The sequence below is a fragment of the Bariatricus sp. TF06-38A genome (genome assembly GCF_027690675.1).
GTDB classification, from domain to species: Bacteria; Bacillota; Clostridia; order Lachnospirales; family Lachnospiraceae; genus Allocoprococcus; species Allocoprococcus comes.
In genome coordinates, this window is record NZ_JAQFCE010000007.1 from 1 (window position 1) to 17,957 (window position 17,957).

The window sequence follows — 17,957 nt, forward strand, 5'->3', positions numbered from 1 at the left end:
TTGTTTGGTGCTGTCAGCTTTAAAAAACGTTATTTACCGACAGCCCCGTTTTTTTGCATTCTGTCCTGTGAATGAATCGAACGCACATCCACTGGGACAGGATTTAGAAAAATACATTTCCCCCAACGTTGATCCCGGACATTCCGGTACTTGCGCTTCGGAACTGGTAACATCCGCTTACAGATGCAAGCCGTGCTCCGCCGAGTGCTTCCTGAGCGACCTGATAGCATAAGGATACAGGTCCTCTTTGCAAGACGCGGCTTAAGCTTCCGTCCCAGGTTGGAGCAAACTGACCGCTCTGGTAGACGACACCGCTGATTGTATTCGGATACAGCGGACTCGCTACACGGTTCATGATGACTGTAGCAACGGCAAGAATACCGTCATAATTGTAACCGCCAGCTTCACACTGCAGAATTGCAGCAAAGAGAACCAGATCTGTGGTCTCGGCAGGAGTATCCGGAACTGTAATCGTTGTATTGCCGCCGGAACTACCGGAATCCGTGTTCCCGGAGCTGCTTGAAGTATTATTGGCAGCAGTCTGTGCAGCTTTTGCCTGTCGTTGTTGTTCTGCAGCTTCTTCTTCCTGTTTTTTCTTAAGTGCGGCAGCAGCGGCTGCCTGTGCTTCTTTTGCTTTTGCCAGTGCTTCGGATGAAGCCTGAAGTTCACCGGAAGTAGAGGAAATCTTATCATTCAGTTCCTGTTCCTGTTGGTCGAGATTTGTTTTCATCTCTGCCAGAGAAGCCTGCTCTGCTTTCAGATCAGAGTCCTTTTTAGCGACAAGCTCGTGAACCTTCTGTAATTCATCCAGCATATTTCTGTCGTATTCTGTAATGTTCTTGACAAATTCTGCTTTGTTTAAGAAATCTCCCATGCTTTCAGAAGAAAAGATGATCTGCAAGAGTGACGTATTTCCTGTTTCGTACATATATTTGATTCTTTTCTTCATAGCATCATACTGTAACTGCTCGTCCAGTTTTGCGGCGGCAAGATCCAGTTCTGCTTTCTGTACGGAAGCATCCGTATCCTCAATTTTTGATGCAAGATCTGTGATCTCAGCGCTGAGACTTGTGAGGTCCTGATTCAGAGAGTCGAGCTGGTTCTGAAGACCGTTTGTCTGCTTTTCGAGAGAGTCTACAGTGTCATCGGCGTAAGCTTTTGTAAACGGGGAACAGACCAGGGCAGCGGTAAGGAGTGCGATGGTTGTCCTTGAAAATGCTTTTAACCTTTTCTTCATAATTCTTCCTTTCTTCAAAATTGAGCCTTTATCAGTATACTACAAAATGCCTGAATCCGCAAATTTTGTTATACATACACGGGGAATCGTGTTATACTAAGATTTGAAATGTATTTTTAGCTTTACCATAAATGAGGGAATTATTCATGAAAAAGATAAAAATGATAGGGCTTGATCTGGATGGTACTTTACTGAATGATAAGAAAGAACTGACCAGTCATACAAGAGAAATACTTACACGTGCGATCGACCAGGGGGTAACAGTACTGGTTGCAACAGGGCGTCCGGTGACAGGGATCCCGGAAGTACTCCGGAATTTCCCGGGGATGAGGTACGCACTGACATCGAACGGCGGAAGGATCCTGGATTTACAGGAAGACAAAGTACTTTATGCCAATATGCTCTCTTATGAGATGGGAGCAGCGATCCTTAAGATTTTTGGAGATTATGATACGTTCAAGGAGATCTATTTTGATGGAAGAGGTTTCGTACAGGCAGATGAACTTTTGAAAGTCGGAGAGTATCTGCGGAATCCTGCGATGGCAGATTATATCCGAACCACCCGCAAAGGCATTAAGAGTCTCTGGGAGAAGATGGAAGAGATGAATGGGCATGAGATGGATAAGATCCATGCACTTTTTAAGAGCCAGGACGAACGGCTGGAAGCAAAGCAGCGGATCATGGAGCTTGGGAATTTAAGCATCAGTGATTCGATGAGAACGAATCTGGAGATCAATGCACTGGGAGTTAACAAAGGAATGGGACTGATTCAGCTTGGCAGGCTTCTTGGAATTGAACGAGAAGAGATCATGGCATGCGGGGATGGCAACAACGACCTGATGATGTTAAAAGAAGTCGGATTTGGTGTTGCGATGGCAAACGGAGCAGATGAAGTAAAAGAGGTGGCAGATTATATCACATTGTCCAATGAGGAGGATGGCGTGGCGGCTGCCATTGAAAAATTTGTATTGAATCCCGAGAGGGGATAGAAAGAGGTCAAAATGTTAGATGTTTTAATTGCTGTCATTCTGGGTATCGTGGAAGGTATCACAGAATGGCTTCCAATCAGTAGTACAGGGCATATGATTCTGGTAGAGCAGTTCTTACATATGAGTACAAGTCATGAATTCAACAGTATGTTCCGTGTTGTGATCCAGCTCGGTGCAATTATGGCGGTCGTTGTTCTGTATTTCAATAAGCTGAATCCGTTTTCAAAGAGAAAATCAGCGAAGCAGAAGAGAAATACAATCAACCTGTGGTGCAAAATCGTTGTGGCTTGTCTGCCGGCAGCTGTGATCGGGCTGTTATTTGATGATATCCTTGACAAGTATCTTTACAATTATGTAGTTGTTGCACTGATGCTGATCATTTATGGTATCTTCTTCATTCTGATCGAGAAAAAGAATGAACACACCAGACCGCAGGTTACAAAGCTGACAGAGCTTACCTATCAGATGGCACTGATCATCGGAGGTTTCCAGGTCCTGGCACTGATCCCGGGTACTTCACGTTCAGGAGCAACCATCCTTGGAGCACTGCTCATCGGAACTTCCCGCTATGTGGCAACAGAATTTACCTTCTACCTTGCGATCCCGGTTATGTTCGGAGCAAGTATCTTAAAGGTTATCAAATTCGGATTCCATTATACCGCGATCGAAGTGGTCATTTTGCTTGTGGGATGCCTGGTAGCGTTTTTCGTATCCGTATTTGCGATCAAGTTTTTGATGGGATATATCAAGAAGCATGACTTTAAGGCATTCGGCTATTACCGTATTGTACTTGGAGTTCTGGTACTTCTTTATTTCCTGATTTTCGGCTAAAAGAGAATAATCACGAAAAAAGGTGGGAATTTATGCAGAAAAATGTATAAAAACCCACTTTGTTTTTTCTTTATAACATGATAGAATAGGGGAAATGGATAAAATTTGGAGGTTGGTATTATGAAAATGAAAAAAGTAATCAGTGTTGTACTTGCATGTGCATGTGTGTTCAGTTTTGCAGCATGTGGATCAAAGAGTGATTCATCAAAGAGTGACTCTGCAAAATCAGACAAGAAAGAAAAGCTTGTTATGGCTACAAACGCAGAATTCCCACCATTTGAATACTATGACGGAGATGAAGTTGTCGGAATCGATGCAGAATTCGCAGCAGCAATCGCTGACAAGCTTGGAATGGATCTGAAGATCGAAGATATGGCATTTGACTCTATTATCCCGGCTGTTCAGAGCGGAAAAGCAGATATCGGAGCAGCAGGTATGACTGTAACAGAAGACCGTGCTACACAGGTTGATTTTTCTGACAGCTATTATACAGGAGTTCAGGTTATCATTGTAACAGATGACAGTGATATTACAGAACCGGATGATCTGAAAGGAAAGAAGATTGGTGTTCAGCAGGGAACAACAGGGGATATTTATTCTACAGATGATTTCGGTGATGATAATGTAGAGCGTTTCAACAAAGGTATGGAAGCTGTACAGGCTCTGCAGCAGGGCAAGATCGATGCAGTGATCATTGATAACCAGCCGGCTAAGACATTCGTAGAAGAAAATGAAGGTCTGAAGATCCTGGAGACTTCTTATGTAGAAGAAGACTATGCACTGGCAATCAAAAAAGGTAATGATGATCTGGTTAAGAAAGTCAATGATGCGATCAAAGAGTTAAAAGAAGATGGAACATTTGATAAAATCGTTGCAAAATATATTACAGACTAATCGGGTACAGACTGGTGGTGTCTTATGAGTGATTTTAAAGCAAGATTTATAATGAATTTTATAAAAGATGACAGATGGCACTACATTGCAGACGGACTTAAGGTTACATTAATTGTAACCTTTTGTGCTGTCCTGATCGGTGTAGTTCTCGGATTCCTTCTGGCAATTGTCCGTTCCACATACGATAAGACCGGCAAGCTGAAGCTCCTGAATTTGATCTGCCAGATTTACATCACGGTCATCCGTGGTACACCGGTTGTTGTACAGCTGCTTATCATTTACTTTGTAATTTTTGCAAGTGTGGATGTCAGTAAGACGATCGTAGCGATTCTGGCATTTGGTATGAACTCCAGTGCTTATGTTGCTGAGATTTTCCGTTCCGGTATTATGGCAGTTGATAACGGACAGTTTGAGGCAGGACGAAGCCTTGGATTTAATTATCGTCAGACAATGATCTATATTATCATGCCGCAGGCGTTTAAAAATGTCCTTCCGGCACTTGGAAACGAATTTATCGTTCTCTTAAAAGAGACTTCTGTTGCCGGATATATTGCCCTTCAGGATCTGACAAAGGGCGGAGATATCATCCGAAGCAGAACCTACGATGCGCTTATGCCGCTGATGGCAGTTGCGATCATTTACCTGGTTATGGTTATGATCTTCAGTAAACTGGTAAGTATGCTGGAAAGGAGGTTAAGGAACAGTGACCACTAATGGAGATGTATTGATCCGTGTAGAAAATCTGCAGAAAGCATTTGGCGATTTTCATGCACTGAATGGAATTACAGAAGAGATCCACAAAGGAGAAGTTGTGGTAATCATTGGACCGTCAGGATCCGGAAAATCTACATTCCTCCGTTCCCTGAACCTTCTGGAGGTGCCGACCGGAGGTCATATTTATTTTGAAAGTGTGGACATTACAGATGCAAAGGTAGATATCGACAAACACCGTCAGAAAATGGGAATGGTGTTCCAGCACTTTAATCTTTTCCCACATAAGACGATTCTTGAAAATATCACACTGGCTCCGATCAAGCTCCTGAAAAAGGATAAAGCAGAGGCAGAAAAAGAAGCAAGAGTACTTCTTAAGAGGGTTGGACTGGAAGAGAAGGCAGATTCTTATCCGTCACAGCTTTCCGGTGGACAGAAGCAGCGGATCGCGATCGTGCGTTCCCTTGCCATGAACCCGGATGTAATGCTCTTTGATGAGCCGACATCCGCACTGGACCCGGAGATGGTTGGAGAGGTTCTGGAGCTGATGAAACAGCTTGCCCAGGAAGGCATGACCATGGTTGTTGTTACACATGAAATGGGATTTGCAAGAGAGGTTGCTGACCGTGTCATGTTTGTGGATGAAGGAAGAGTAAAAGAGCAGGGAACTCCGGAAGAGTTCTTTGCAAATCCTAAGGATGAGCGATTAAAGGAATTCCTGTCAAAGGTTCTGTAAAAATAAAGAAATATAAAAGAAAAAAGTTCTGTTTTCTTAAGAGACAGAACTTTTTTCTTTAAGAATTGCGAAAGACTATTGCTATTTTTTTATTTATGTATAGTATAGATTGTATGAAGAAAATAAAAACTATAATTCCACTTATTATTACATTTTGTATGAATGCTGTGGTATATTGGGGAGTGCCGCTATTACGGACGGGAATCAAGACTCATAATCTTTCTGGTCCGGCGGATGAAGTGATTCCTTTTATGCCACAGTTTATTATTATTTATTTTGGGTGTTATCTTTTCTGGGTAGTGAACTATTTCATGGCATCGATGCGGGAGGAGAAGGTGAAATACCAGTTTTTTACTGCGGATTTTTATGCGCGGCTGGTATGTATGCTGTGCTTTATTTTTTATCCGACCACGAATACGAGGCCGGTTCTGACAGGGACGGATATCTGGACGCAGGCAGTACGGTTTCTGTATACAGTTGATAAGCCAATCAACCTGTTTCCGTCCATTCACTGCATGGCAAGCTGGTTCAGCTGTATTGCGGTCAGGAAGAACCGGAAGATTTCCAACTGGTATAAAGCTTTTTCTGTCTTGATGACGGTACTGGTCGTGATATCGACACTGGCGCTTAGGCAGCATGTATGGCAGGATGCAGCAGCAGGAATTCTTCTTGCAGAAGTAACCTGGCAGATCAGCAGACGGACAAATGGATGGCAGATTTATCGGCGTCTGACAGAAAAAATAGCAAATAAACTTGGAAACCGGATAGGAATGAGGAGAGATGGAAAATAAAAAGAAGACGATCTTCAATGTCATATTTTTGCTGGTGGTATTTGCCGGTACAATGTATGGCGTATTTCATGGGGAAGATATTGGTGAGATTGTGAAGATCCTGGGACAGGTCAATGTATTATGGCTGATTCCGGGAGTGATCTGTGTTGTGGCTTTTATCTGGGGAGAATCGATCATTATCTATTATATGATGCGGACACTGAAAATCCGGCTGAAAAAATGGACATGTTTTCTGTTTTCATCGGTTGGATTCTTCTTCAGCTGTATCACACCTTCGGCATCTGGAGGACAGCCGGCACAGATTTATTATATGAAAAAAGAAAAGATACCAATACCGGTTTCGACGCTGGTGCTGATGATCGTTACGATCACTTATAAACTGGTACTGGTGGTTGTCGGATTGTGGCTGGTACTGTTCGGACAGGGATTTATCCATAAATATCTCTGGAGTATCCGGCATATCTTTTATCTGGGGACAGCTCTGAACGTTTTCTGCGTGACAGCGATGCTGGTGCTGGTGTTCCATCCGCGGCTTGCAAGAGAAATTCTGGTAAAAGGAATGGCACTGCTTGAAAAGCTGCACTTTCTACACCATAAGGAGGCGCGTATTGAAAAGCTGAATGCATCCATGGATCAGTACCGGGATACAGCAGTTTTTCTGAAGGAACACAAGCAGGTGATCGTGAATGTATTTGCGATCACCATGTTCCAGCGGTTTGCGCTGTTTACGGCTACATGGTTTGTATATAAGGCATTTGGGCTTGGAGGTGTAAAAGCAGTCGCAGTCATTACACTGCAGGCGGTCATTGCAGTATCGGTAGATATGCTTCCTCTGCCGGGAGGTATGGGAATCAGTGAAAAATTATTTGCCATGATTTTTATTCCGGTATTCGGAAAACGGCTTCTTTTGCCGGGAATGATCCTGAGCCGTGGGATTGGATATTATACAGAGCTGGGGCTGAGCGCCTTGCTTACGATCGTAGCAAATTTTACAATTGGAAGAAAGAGGGAGATAGAATGTTAGGGGTTTATGATTATACGGTAGTACTTACATATGTCAGTTTGATGGTATCAATTGGAGGAATGATGTTTGCAGTAAACGGGCATCTGCATCTGGGCGTGATGTGTCTTGCAATCTCCGGTCTTTGTGATATGTTTGATGGAAAGATTGCAAGAACAAAAAAGAACCGGACAGAAGTGGAAAAGCGTTTCGGAATCCAGATTGATTCGTTAAGCGATATTGTTTGCTTCGGAGTTGCGCCGGCTGTTCTTTGTTACTGTTTCGGAATGCGCGGTGTGATCGGTGTGGCAATCCTGATGTTTTATGTACTTGCAGGTCTGATCCGTCTTGCGTGGTTCAATGTGATGGAAGAACAGCGTCAGGAAGAAACAGCAGAGAAAAGAGAATGTTATCAGGGGCTCCCGATTACATCCATGGCAATCGCACTTCCGCTTGTGGTTGTATTAAAACCATTTTTAGGTTGTGAATTTATGCTTGCGATTCATGTGGTCATGCTGGTGGTCGGCATTTTATTTATTACAAATTTTAAGTTCAGGAAGCCAAAGAATCTAACAATGGGAGCAATTGTAGTAATCGTAGCAATGGCAGTAATTGGCATCCTGGTCAGACATTATATGCGTTATATGAGTATGATTTAGCAGGCAGACGGTCAGCGGCAGAGGAGGAATGAAATGTATTACATGGACAGAGAAGGTCATCGGATAAAAAAGACAACCAGTCAGGATAAGTTTTTAAAATTTGTGTATACCCATACAGCAACCAGAGTACTGATGCGCCCGCTTCTTTTACCGGCAGTATCCAGACTGGGAGGGAAGCTGTTGAATACAAAAGTGTCCGCTGTTTTTGCCGGACTATTTGCCAGAACCCACGGGATCGATCTGAATAAATATGAAAAACAGAAATTTGATTCCTATAATGACTTCTTTACCAGGAAAATAAAAGCTGAGGAACGCCCGGTTAACAGAGAAGATAACGTACTGATCAGTCCATGTGATGGGAAAGTGAGTGTCTATCCAATTCACGAAAACGGACAATTCTTCATTAAACATACTCCATATACAACCCACAGACTCATTCGCGATGCAAAGCTTGCCAGACATTATATGGGAGGCTGGGCGGTAGTAATCCGTCTTACAGTAGATGATTACCATAGATACTGTTATGTGGCAGATGGAGAAAAGACCTATCAGAGAAGGATTCCGGGAATTTTTCACACTGTAAATCCGATTGCAAATGATATCTGCCCGATCTACAAAATGAACAGCAGAGAATACTGTCTTGTAAAAAATGAAAAACTCGGCACCGTCCTGATGATGGAAGTCGGTGCACTGATGGTCGGAAAGATCCAAAATTATAAAAAAGAACGCTGCCAGGTAAAACGCGGCGAAGAAAAAGGAAGATTTGAATTCGGAGGTTCAACGGTTGTGCTGCTCCTGGAGCCAGATAAAGTCTTGCCAGACAGTGATCTGATCCGGAACACGTTGCAGGGAGCAGAAACCATTGTGAAGATGGGAGAACGCATAGGGGGAGTTATATAGGCTTGCTGGTTCAAAAGGGACGCGCAGCTGAATGTTTCCATCTTGCCGGACAGGCTTGAGGCATTAAGGGACTCTAAAATTTTGAAAAGATGCTAAAAACAGGGGAAGAAATCCACAAACTCGCTGTCGCTCAGACAATGTGGATTTCTTCCCCTAACGCATCTTCTCAAAACCTAAGATTCCCTAAAAGTCTCAAATGCCGTCAAGACGGAAACATTCAGCTGCGCTGTTCGTTTCAGAAAATTATTTAGCTGCAGCGTCCCCATTTTCACTCTACAATAACCCCTGCATCACCGGCAAAGGTGATTCCACAACGTAATCTGCCGCCTTTTTGGCGAGAGGGTGGCCGGTTGCCATGACATACGCTGTGCCCGCAGCTTTCAGCATCTCGATATCATTCTGCTGGTCTCCGAAGCAGATGCATTCTTCTTTTTTGATCCCGAATTTTTCCATTAGAACTTTCAGTGCCGTTCCTTTATTTGCATTTGGCGCAATAAAATCAATCCAGTGATCCGCAGAAGTTACAACGCGGATTTCATCCCCGATTCTTTTGTGGAAGAAGGGTTCCAGATTCTTTGTGCCACCAAAATCACAGATGGCTGCTTTGATGATCGGTTCTTTGATCGCATACAGATCCGGCACGTAGGTAACGATGTTATGCATATCATTTTCCATATAATCAATGAAACGTTCATCGGTTGAGTCGCTGTAATAAGTATCTTTTACAGAAAGGATACAGTGTCCGGTGTGATAGATCTTCCGGTATTCCATTAGGGCATCCAGAATATGCCGGATGGTTTTGGATGGAGTCAGACCGGTGGCGAGTACCTCTTCTTTATAGACGCACATGGAACCATTTTCAGCGATATATGGAATGTCGAAGCCGAGAGGAGCGAAAAGCCTGCGGATATTGGCATACTGGCGTCCGCTTGCGGCAGTGAAGATGATTCCTTTTTCATGAAGTGCTTTAATCGTATCATATATTTCTTTCGGCACAGTCTGCTGATAGTTGTGAAGCAGAGTGCCGTCCAGATCACTTGCAACTAATTTGATCATAAATTTCCTCCTGAGTCAAAATAACGATACACCGGAAACTATGGCGTAAAACTACATTGACAGTATAGCAAAAATGAGAAGGGCAGGCAATGCAGAGTTGAAAAGAGAAAAAACAAATGCTAAAATTTGAGAAAGCGGATAAGCAGAAGGTGACGAAATGCAGCAAAGCGGAAAAGGTGTAAAACGGACACTGGGACAGAAGACAGAGGATCGACTGATGAAATATATTCTGGATAAACCGGTAAAAATAGGAGAGAGGATACCTACTGAAGGTGAACTGACAGAATTATTTGAAGTTGGACGAAGTACGGTAAGAGAGGCGGTTAAAGGGCTGGTCACAAGAGGCGTGCTGGAAGTGCGCAGAGGAGACGGAACTTATGTCATCAGTACCATTTATATGGAAAATGATGTTCTCGGGTTTGGAAACGTGGAGGACCGTTATCGGTTGGCACTGGATCTGTTTGATGTACGTCTGATGATCGAACCGGAGATTGTAACCTGGGCGTGCAGAAAAGCAACGGATATGATGAGATGGATAGGATTGATGAATAACATTCGAGCCTGTGCCGATGAGATTGTATTGAATGATATTGTGTATTCCTAACTGATACCAACCGAAGAAGAACTGCTGTCAAACCGATGGCAGTTTTTCTTTTTCGGCAAGTATTCAAGAAGTCATTAAGTCGTGAGTATAATCGAAGTGGTAGAAAAGTTATCTCTTATATCGGTTGTAACTTTTTTATGAACTCTATTGACAAGAAAACTTGGTATGTGTATAATTAAAATACGCAAAGAAAACTTGGCATGGAGGTGTTTTTATGAAAAAGGACGAAATCTTAAATGCAAGCAGAAAAGAACATCGCAATAAGGACTTGGCTGAAATGGAAGTGGTATATCAAGCCGGAAGTCACGCAAGTAGAGTTGGTGCTTTAGTGTGTTGTTTGCTTTCGCTGTTATCTTCTGTGCTTGCTCATACTATGATTTACAGTCCGTGGGTTATATACTTCAGCATTATTGCAACGCAATGGTTAGTTCGTTTTATCAAAATGAAGCGAAAGAGCGATTTAGTCTTGACTGTTCTGTTTTTTGTGCTTTCCATTTTGGCATTTGTTGGATTTGTTAGCCATCTTTTAGAGGTGAGAATATGAAAGAACAATTACAACTGAAAAATCACTTAAAGGAAGTTCGCACAGAAGCAAATCTTTCTCAAGCTCAGCTTGCAGAAATGGTAGGGGTATCAAGAAATACCATTAGTTCTATTGAAACAGGACAGTTTAATCCAACTGCAAAATTGGCTCTGATTCTTTGTATTGCATTGGACAAAAAATTTGAGGAACTATTCTATTTTTAGGAGGTCATTATGGAAAATATTATAATGTTGATTTTGGGAGTGTTCATATCTGTTTTGGGAATTGTAAATATCAAAGGCAATATCAGCACAATTCACTCTTATAACAGGCGAAAAGTAAAGGAAGAAGATATACCAAAGTATGGAAAAACAGTCGGCACAGGAACGCTGATTATAGGAATATCTCTTGTATTAGGTTTTATTGTTTCGTTTTGGAGTGAAATAATTATAGATTATATCATTCTTCCAGCAGTTATTGTCGGATTAGGCTTTATATTGTATGGACAGTTCAAATACAATAAAGGAATTTTTTGAGAATCAGGGAGGTATAAAGATGGAATTGAACACAATATCAGGTCTGGCGATAGCGGGAGTTATCTGCTCCGTTGTCCTCTCGATGGGGGTACCGATTGCTTTGTTCATTGCAGGAAGGGTGAAGCTTAAGGCAAGGATTTCCTCGTTCTTTATCGGAGCAGGAACCTATCTGCTGTTTGCCATGCTGTTGGAGCAGCAGCTGCATGTTCTTGTCATTCAGTTCTGCGGACTGAACGCACAGAGCAGGCCATGGCTTTACTATGTGTACGCGGCTTTGGCTGCAGCGGTTTTTGAAGAGACCGGAAGACTGATTGCCATGAAGTTCTGGATGAAGAAATGGCTGGATTTTCCAAATGCACTGATGTATGGAATCGGGCATGGCGGTGTGGAGGCCATTCTGATCGGAGGACTCTCCGGAATCAGCAATCTTGTGTCCATGCTGATGATCAACAGCGGAGCCATGCAGAATACGCTGGCGGCACTTCCTGCTGAGTCTGCAAACCAGACCGTGTCACAGCTGTCGGCCCTATGGACAACACCGGCACCACTCTTTTTTGTAAGCGGAATCGAAAGAATCAGTGCCATCATTCTGCATATCGGGTTGTCACTGCTGATCTACCGGGCGGTAAAGGCAGGCAAATGCAGGACAGCGGCTTTTACAGCGGTTCTTGCATATGGGATTCATTTTATCGTGGACTTCTTTGCCGTGGCAGGTCCGGCGCTTCTTCCCATCTATGTGATTGAAATTGGTGTCTTTATGATGGCAGCCGGAACTCTTGTTATGGCGCTGAAGATGGGAAGGATGGAAGAACTGTGAATTCCAGTTTTCTGCTATCATAAAACAGAATATATCTGACAGAACGCACCGTAGAAATACGGTGTTTTTTGTTACCCAAAACCCATAATTCAATACATAACCACAGGTTAGTACAAATAACTTATGTGCTTTTTTGAAAGGCTTAGAAAGGGATATTTACCCCTATTTTCGCCCCGAGAAATGACACAAATAAGGATTAATGTATCTTTTCTGTGGCTTTTATATTTTCGGCAGGAAAACCTACTAATAAAAAGTCAAGTACTTTTTGAAGAAATTTAAGAGTTGAAAAATAGGCACAAGAAATAGGCTACCCAAAACGGCTAGCTTAACGGAGGTGATAATCGTTTGATATTTAAGACTCTTCGATTTGAGATTGCTCTAAGTTGTGTAAGCACTCCTTAACCTTGCCATAGTAGATTCGTAAGAATTTATTGGTACCAGCGGTCATGTAAACAAGGTATGGTTTTCTTTCAGCGCGTTTTCTATCAAGGAACTGATAGACAGGTTCGTTTACAGGCTTGGAGAAAACTTAGAGGAACTCAAGGAAAACGGATTCTATGAGAAATGCTGCTGTTAAGGCAGGAGCAAAATTCATCGTAAGTCCTGGATTCGATACTGAAATCGTAAATTACTGTCTGGAAAAAGAAATTCCGATCTTCCCGGGATGTGTGACACCATCCGAAGTGGCACAGGCAGTAAAAAGAGGACTGAAAGTAGTTAAATTCTTCCCGGCAGAACCTGCAGGTGGAGTGGCTATGATCAAAGCAATGGCAGCACCATACAATCAGCTTCGTTTTATGCCGACAGGTGGAATCGGAACACAGAATCTGAAAGATTATCTGGGATTTGACAAGATCATCTGCTGCGGCGGAAGCTGGATGGTAAAAGCAGATCTGATCAAAAACGGCGAATTCGAGAAAATCTGTAATCTGACAAAAGAAGCGAAAGAACTGGCAAAGAGCATTCGCCCTTAATGAACTGAGCCCTTTTATCAAGGGGAACACATGACCTCTGAGGAGGTACTAATCTATCCTTTATAATATACAAAAAAGAACAGAAAAGATTTTGGTATCTGAGAATCTTTTCTGTTCTTTTTACTTGGCTTAAAGTGCATTGATGTGGATCTGATTAAAACCTCTGGGAGATTTATTGTTTGGTTCAAAATAAGTTTCTGTATCTTTTTCATCACGGAAAATATCAGCAACAGAACCGTCACAAGCAACCAAACGATAACGGTTCCTGTATAGAGTAGGTTTAAGCTTCTGGTTAAAAATCTGCAAAAGTTCCCATAATGCACCATCTTTTAATTTTGTACGTTGGTGAAAAAAGCAGCTTTTGATGGTGTTTCATCGGAGCGTCCGAAAAAATGGTAAAGTTCTTCCCTTAAACAGTCATCTTCCATGGTCAGCAAAAGAAGAAGAAAATCATGGAAGCTAATGTATGAATTTTTTGCAGAATCAATCAGGTTTCTTCAGAAAAACTCACGATCACAGTTGGATATCCGCTCTGTTTTAGTCTTCGTTCCATCATGGCAGCATCATTCAATACATCGAACTGACCGACCAGAACCCGGTCATACTGGCTGCTGTCATCAATCCGGGCAGGGAAATCCATTTCGGTCAGTTCGTTAAGAAGCCGTCTGGCATACGCCGGATTTCGGAATGCACCGACCTGCACACTGTAGGTTACAGATGGAGAAGAATTAGGAAATTCGGAGTCTGTATTTTCATCAGACGGATTCATGTGAGCAGAGTCTGACGTACAAGGAGAATCAGGGACTGAGCCTGAATTTGTCAGGGTACCAACATCTGATTTTGCAGAAACGTCAGCAGGAGAAACGGAAGCAGAAGTATCTGCGTCAGAAGAAGTCCTTCCGGATTCCGATGCGGTCGAACTGTTTCTTGCGCCTTCTGGTTTCCAGAGCCCTTTTTCTTCCAGCGTATCCAGGATTCCATCTGCAATTGCCTGCGCAATATCATAGAAGTTCTTATCGAAAAGAGTGTTGTCAGAATCAGAATTGATAAAACCGACTTCGACCAGAATCGCCGGCATTTTTGTACGGCGAAGGACAACCAGATTTGGGCGCGCCTTTACTCCGAGATCCTTGAACCCAACTGTCTCCAACTGTGCATTGATATTTTCCGCCATCTCATATTTGATACCGGAAAGGTTATAGATCAGGCTTTCCACACCCATGTACTGATTGGCAAGAGGACTAGAATTCCGATGGATCGATATGAAGAAATCCACACCGGCTTCGTTTGCCTCTGTTGCTTTCTGGAAAGGTGTCTCATAAATATCTGTTGTCCGTGTGTATTCCACATCAATTCCGCTGTTTTGTAAAATTTCTCCGATCGCAAGCACCAGCTTCAGTACATCATCCTTTTCCTGGCGACCATTATACACAGCTCCCGGATCACGTCCTCCGTGTGCTGATTGTAGTTTACGCAAATTGTGATATGTATTCCCCAATATATATGGGGAGTTAGAAATGTATTGAGATTAGATAGCCTTTTTCTCCAAGTCCTCACAGTAAACGCTTGAAAATAAATGTTCCAGTTCATTTCCGAAGTTGTATGAGATTTTAAGTTTGTGGTTTTCATAAACTGTTATCTGGTCTATCATTTCCACAATAATATCTCTGTCTAATTCTTCAATGTCTTTCAGTTCCAACAACCGCCTTAACCACGGTGTTTCAAAAACATCTTCTGTTACACTTTCCTTTTTCTTTTCTTCCAGCGTTTCAATCTGTTTGGAGTAAAGCGTTTCTTTTTGTTGATAGTCCTCTCGATAAGAAAGAAATTCTTCTTTAGAAATCAGTTCGTCTTTGTAATCTTCATAAATTGACTTTTTCAACTTCTTCACTCTTTCAAGCTCTGCTTTTAACTTTGTCAGTTCTATGTCTGTTGATTTTCTGATTTTTATTGCTGTGAAAGATTGTGATTTTACAAGTTCCTGCAAGTTCTCTACATTGCGGATAATCTGCTTTAAATCTCCCAGCACAATATCATTCAATACTTGAAACGGGAGCGTGTGCGGAGTGCAATAATCTTTTCCACTTCTTTTGTAAGTTCCACAATAAAATGAATAGGACTTACTTCCGTCAGCACGTCGCCAGAAATTTTTCATCATTGCCCGACCACAATCGCCACACTTGATAAAACCTGCAAAGATATTTTTATTTGTTTCTAAATCAATATCCCTATGTTTTTTCGTCAGCAGTTTTTGTACCTTATCCCACAGTTGACGGTCTATAATCGGTTCATGTGTATTTTCAACCCTTATCCAGTTTGCTTTCTCAACTGGACGCTGTTTGCTTCTCATACGTTGATGTTTCTTTCCTTGTACCATATTTCCAATATAAAGCTCATTTTGTAACATCACTTTAATCGTGGAATACGTCCAATAAGAAGTTTTCTCTAAACGATTGCAATTTTTGTAATTTTCGCCGTTGAGCTTTTTATATTCCGACGGACAAAGGATACCCTCTGCATTTAGTATTTTGGCAATGCTTTGTTTTCCTATTCCTTGTGCATACATAGTAAATACTCTTTTTACAACTTCGGACGCATATTCATCAATCACAAGTTTATTTTTATTTGCAGGAGATTTCTTATAACCATAACTTGTAAAAGCTCCGATAAATTCTCCTGCTTTCTGCTTTGATTTTACAGTCGCTTGAATTTTATTAGAAATATCTCTGGCATACTGCTCGTTGAATATATTTTTAATAGGAAGTAACATATCGTATGCCTGCTTCATACTATCAATATTATCTGTTACAGAAATAAAACGAACATTAAGCTCTGGAAATATTCTTTCCAAATATCGCCCCGTATCAATGTAATCTCGTCCGAAACGGGAAAGGTCTTTTACAACAACACAACTTACCTTGTTATCTTCAATGTCAGCAATCATTCTATGAAAGTCTGGTCTATTGAAATTCGTTCCCGTAAAACCGTCATCAATATAAACATCATATAAGATAAAGTCATCATGCTTGTTCACATATTCTGTTAAAAGTTTTCTCTGATTTCCTACACTATCGCTTTCTTCCTTATCTCCGTCCTCTCGTGATAATCTGATATAAATAGCCACGTTAAATAAGTTTGAACCTTTTTGATAAATCATTTTTCCACCTATTCAACTGCCGTACCTATGATAATATTATACCATAAAGTACGGCTTCTTTCCATTGTTTTCAAGGGTTTTACCCTCTTGATAGTCCTTTTTTTACATGAGATTTCACGATACGGACAAGCAATTCCTCTACGGAAAATTTACCTAAAAATTCCCGTTCTACGATATATTGTGCAGGTTCTTTTTTAGCCAAGTTATCAGCCCCCTTAGTCAGCTATCTATTCTCAACATACGCACATAGGCTTATCCAATATGCGTGTTTTTCACAATGTTACAGAAGCAGACAGACGGCTTTGGAAAGCTCCGTTAGTATCTCAACTATTCCCATTCTTGTGGGCAGAACCGCACCATGCGGACGTATCATTATTCTGTGAGGATAGGTCGTGGCAAAACGACTTTTCCAACAGTCGCTCTCGGATCACTGCGTGGGTCGCTCGCTTTCTTTTGAAAAGGTCGTGGCGTACAGTCCCCGTGGCTCGCTATCTCACAAACGTATCTGTCTGCTTTATTCAGTTGTCAAAGAGCTGTGGCGAAAGCGTGTTGCTTTCATGTAAAAGCAGGTGCAGAGCAGGAAAGAGGGGATTGAACAAATCATACTCTGCGGTTACTGCTTGTTATTCTTCTTCGATTTCTAAGGCGATATCAAACCCTAAAATCATTTTGATAAGTGCTTCTCTGATAAGTCCCTTTAATTCCATATCTACAACAATATAAACATTGCCGTATTCATCATAGAGTGGACGCAGACAGCACTTTGATATGTACGGGTCATAAAATGCCAGTATCTTTTCAATCGCTTTTTCGTCTCCGTCCATTGCTTGTGAAAGCAAATAGTAGGACGGCTTCTTAAATGTTTGCTTCATTTTACTGTTTCTCCTTTAGTAATTTTTTCATAAGTACCAATGAGTTATGTCGATTTTGGAATACACCGCTTCTGGAAATATTCTGCTTTTTTGCAATTTCTTCGTTGTTCATTTCCAAGAAGTAATACATCAGCAAAGTTTCACGGTTACGCTCGGATAACTGTTTCAAGGCTTCTGCCAATTCATCATCATAGACACGAATATCATTACCGCATACATTGAAAATCGTATAGTCCGTATCATAGTCGTCCCAGACAGCCAGATTTTCTACAACGATTTCTGGAAGTTCACAAAAGAGTGTTTCTTCCTTTTGTCGTCGTTTTAATTTCTTCTGATAGTCCTTAACAACATGTCGGACAACTTTCTTCAAACAACTTTCAAAACGGCATTGAACTGTTTTCTGGAAGTCAGACGGTTTCATCAATCTCACCCCCTTTCCGTTACGACGTGAAAAGTGGTTATCCCTCTTTCCGCACCATATAGGGAACGGCAGGTGTGATTTGTTAAGTTGAAACCGAAAAAATTAAAAAAATTTTTTTTGGTATGAAAAAAGCCCGCACAAAACATATAGTTTTATACGAGCTATTAAAGCTGTAAGATATTCAGTTTTTAATAAAATGCTATTAGGTAGTGTATGATTGTATAGAATTTCGCTTAAAATGTTCCATAA

Annotated in this window: 21 protein-coding genes and 2 pseudogenes; 15 read left to right on the forward strand and 8 right to left on the reverse strand. The window is 41.7% G+C overall.

Going from position 1 to position 17,957, the window contains the following annotated elements; all coding sequences use genetic code 11:
- Positions 1 to 103: 103 nt before the first annotated feature.
- Positions 104 to 1,237: a cell wall hydrolase gene (locus tag PG418_RS07455; protein ID WP_195367885.1), complete on the reverse strand. Its 1,134-nt coding sequence runs from the start codon at positions 1,235 to 1,237 to the stop codon at positions 104 to 106.
- A 146-nt stretch (positions 1,238 to 1,383) separates the two neighbouring features.
- Here PG418_RS07455 and PG418_RS07460 point away from each other — a divergent pair, with 146 nt between their 5' ends.
- The 9 genes from PG418_RS07460 to PG418_RS07500 all read left to right on the forward strand — a co-directional run bounded on the left by PG418_RS07460 (position 1,384) and on the right by PG418_RS07500 (position 8,748).
- On the forward strand, positions 1,384 to 2,226 hold the full coding sequence (locus tag PG418_RS07460) for a Cof-type HAD-IIB family hydrolase (protein ID WP_498837260.1): 843 nt from the start codon (positions 1,384 to 1,386) through the stop codon (positions 2,224 to 2,226).
- A gap of 12 nt (positions 2,227 to 2,238) precedes the next feature.
- Positions 2,239 to 3,057 carry an undecaprenyl-diphosphate phosphatase gene (locus PG418_RS07465; RefSeq protein ID WP_022220164.1) on the forward strand — a complete coding sequence of 273 codons (819 nt, stop codon included), beginning with the start codon at positions 2,239 to 2,241 and terminating at the stop codon, positions 3,055 to 3,057.
- Between the two features lie 120 nt (positions 3,058 to 3,177).
- Positions 3,178 to 3,951 carry a basic amino acid ABC transporter substrate-binding protein gene (locus PG418_RS07470; RefSeq protein ID WP_008372628.1) on the forward strand — a complete coding sequence of 258 codons (774 nt, stop codon included), beginning with the start codon at positions 3,178 to 3,180 and terminating at the stop codon, positions 3,949 to 3,951.
- 24 nt (positions 3,952 to 3,975) lie between these two features.
- Positions 3,976 to 4,665 carry an amino acid ABC transporter permease gene (locus PG418_RS07475; RefSeq protein WP_008372629.1) on the forward strand — a complete coding sequence of 230 codons (690 nt, stop codon included), beginning with the start codon at positions 3,976 to 3,978 and terminating at the stop codon, positions 4,663 to 4,665.
- Complete coding sequence (locus PG418_RS07480; RefSeq protein ID WP_498837261.1) at positions 4,655 to 5,398, forward strand: amino acid ABC transporter ATP-binding protein; 744 nt, start codon at positions 4,655 to 4,657, stop codon at positions 5,396 to 5,398. Before PG418_RS07475 ends, PG418_RS07480 begins: the two co-directional genes overlap by 11 nt.
- A gap of 251 nt (positions 5,399 to 5,649) precedes the next feature.
- Positions 5,650 to 6,189, forward strand: coding sequence for a phosphatase PAP2 family protein (locus tag PG418_RS07485; RefSeq protein WP_227120131.1), 540 nt, complete (start codon positions 5,650 to 5,652; stop codon positions 6,187 to 6,189).
- Entirely contained in the window at positions 6,179 to 7,213 is a 1,035-nt protein-coding gene (locus PG418_RS07490) for a lysylphosphatidylglycerol synthase transmembrane domain-containing protein (protein ID WP_022220679.1), read from the forward strand. The genes PG418_RS07485 and PG418_RS07490 overlap by 11 nt, the downstream gene beginning before the upstream one ends.
- On the forward strand, positions 7,207 to 7,848 hold the full coding sequence (locus PG418_RS07495; protein WP_022220680.1) for a CDP-alcohol phosphatidyltransferase family protein: 642 nt from the start codon (positions 7,207 to 7,209) through the stop codon (positions 7,846 to 7,848). The genes PG418_RS07490 and PG418_RS07495 overlap by 7 nt, the downstream gene beginning before the upstream one ends.
- A gap of 33 nt (positions 7,849 to 7,881) precedes the next feature.
- Positions 7,882 to 8,748, forward strand: a complete 867-nt coding sequence (locus tag PG418_RS07500) for a phosphatidylserine decarboxylase (protein ID WP_349096377.1) — start codon at positions 7,882 to 7,884, stop codon at positions 8,746 to 8,748.
- Positions 8,749 to 9,021: 273 nt separating this feature from the next.
- On the opposite strand, the gene PG418_RS07505 is transcribed toward PG418_RS07500, so the two are convergent.
- Complete coding sequence (locus PG418_RS07505) at positions 9,022 to 9,804, reverse strand: HAD family hydrolase (RefSeq protein WP_055261699.1); 783 nt, start codon at positions 9,802 to 9,804, stop codon at positions 9,022 to 9,024.
- A gap of 157 nt (positions 9,805 to 9,961) precedes the next feature.
- On the opposite strand from PG418_RS07505, the gene PG418_RS07510 reads away from it, so the two are divergent.
- The 5 genes from PG418_RS07510 to PG418_RS07530 all read left to right on the forward strand — a co-directional run bounded on the left by PG418_RS07510 (position 9,962) and on the right by PG418_RS07530 (position 12,284).
- Positions 9,962 to 10,408 carry a GntR family transcriptional regulator gene (locus tag PG418_RS07510; RefSeq protein ID WP_173686530.1) on the forward strand — a complete coding sequence of 149 codons (447 nt, stop codon included), beginning with the start codon at positions 9,962 to 9,964 and terminating at the stop codon, positions 10,406 to 10,408.
- A 214-nt stretch (positions 10,409 to 10,622) separates the two neighbouring features.
- Entirely contained in the window at positions 10,623 to 10,952 is a 330-nt protein-coding gene (locus PG418_RS07515) for a DUF6442 family protein (protein ID WP_005608366.1), read from the forward strand.
- The gene (locus PG418_RS07520; protein ID WP_003865061.1) at positions 10,949 to 11,155 is read left to right on the forward strand and encodes a helix-turn-helix transcriptional regulator; all 207 of its coding nucleotides are present in this window, start codon (positions 10,949 to 10,951) and stop codon (positions 11,153 to 11,155) included. The genes PG418_RS07515 and PG418_RS07520 overlap by 4 nt, the downstream gene beginning before the upstream one ends.
- 9 nt (positions 11,156 to 11,164) lie before the next feature.
- Entirely contained in the window at positions 11,165 to 11,467 is a 303-nt protein-coding gene (locus PG418_RS07525; RefSeq protein ID WP_008372645.1) for a hypothetical protein, read from the forward strand.
- 19 nt (positions 11,468 to 11,486) lie between these two features.
- A complete protein-coding gene (locus PG418_RS07530) occupies positions 11,487 to 12,284 on the forward strand; it encodes a YhfC family intramembrane metalloprotease (protein WP_243268490.1) in 798 nt (265 codons plus the stop codon).
- Between the two features lie 352 nt (positions 12,285 to 12,636).
- Here the strand turns inward: PG418_RS07530 and PG418_RS07535 are convergent.
- Positions 12,637 to 12,801, reverse strand: a pseudogene (locus tag PG418_RS07535) (IS110 family transposase); the annotation flags it as partial.
- Between the two features lie 46 nt (positions 12,802 to 12,847).
- Between PG418_RS07535 and eda the strand changes: the two are divergent.
- Positions 12,848 to 13,258, forward strand: a pseudogene (gene eda, locus PG418_RS07540) (bifunctional 4-hydroxy-2-oxoglutarate aldolase/2-dehydro-3-deoxy-phosphogluconate aldolase); the annotation flags it as partial.
- 487 nt (positions 13,259 to 13,745) lie between these two features.
- Here the strand turns inward: eda and PG418_RS07545 are convergent.
- The 5 genes from PG418_RS07545 to PG418_RS07565 form a co-directional block, all read right to left on the reverse strand.
- Positions 13,746 to 14,735 (reverse strand): N-acetylmuramoyl-L-alanine amidase, encoded by a 990-nt coding sequence (locus tag PG418_RS07545; protein WP_498837262.1) that lies wholly within the window; start codon positions 14,733 to 14,735, stop codon positions 13,746 to 13,748.
- Positions 14,736 to 14,786: 51 nt separating this feature from the next.
- Complete coding sequence (locus PG418_RS07550; protein WP_117762186.1) at positions 14,787 to 16,415, reverse strand: recombinase family protein; 1,629 nt, start codon at positions 16,413 to 16,415, stop codon at positions 14,787 to 14,789.
- A 79-nt stretch (positions 16,416 to 16,494) separates the two neighbouring features.
- Positions 16,495 to 16,617, reverse strand: coding sequence for a hypothetical protein (locus PG418_RS07555; protein WP_002323371.1), 123 nt, complete (start codon positions 16,615 to 16,617; stop codon positions 16,495 to 16,497).
- Between the two features lie 421 nt (positions 16,618 to 17,038).
- Positions 17,039 to 17,287: a helix-turn-helix domain-containing protein gene (locus PG418_RS07560; protein ID WP_004613734.1), complete on the reverse strand. Its 249-nt coding sequence runs from the start codon at positions 17,285 to 17,287 to the stop codon at positions 17,039 to 17,041.
- Position 17,288: 1 nt separating this feature from the next.
- Complete coding sequence (locus PG418_RS07565; protein ID WP_117762184.1) at positions 17,289 to 17,708, reverse strand: RNA polymerase sigma factor; 420 nt, start codon at positions 17,706 to 17,708, stop codon at positions 17,289 to 17,291.
- Between the last annotated feature and the right edge of the window lie 249 nt (positions 17,709 to 17,957).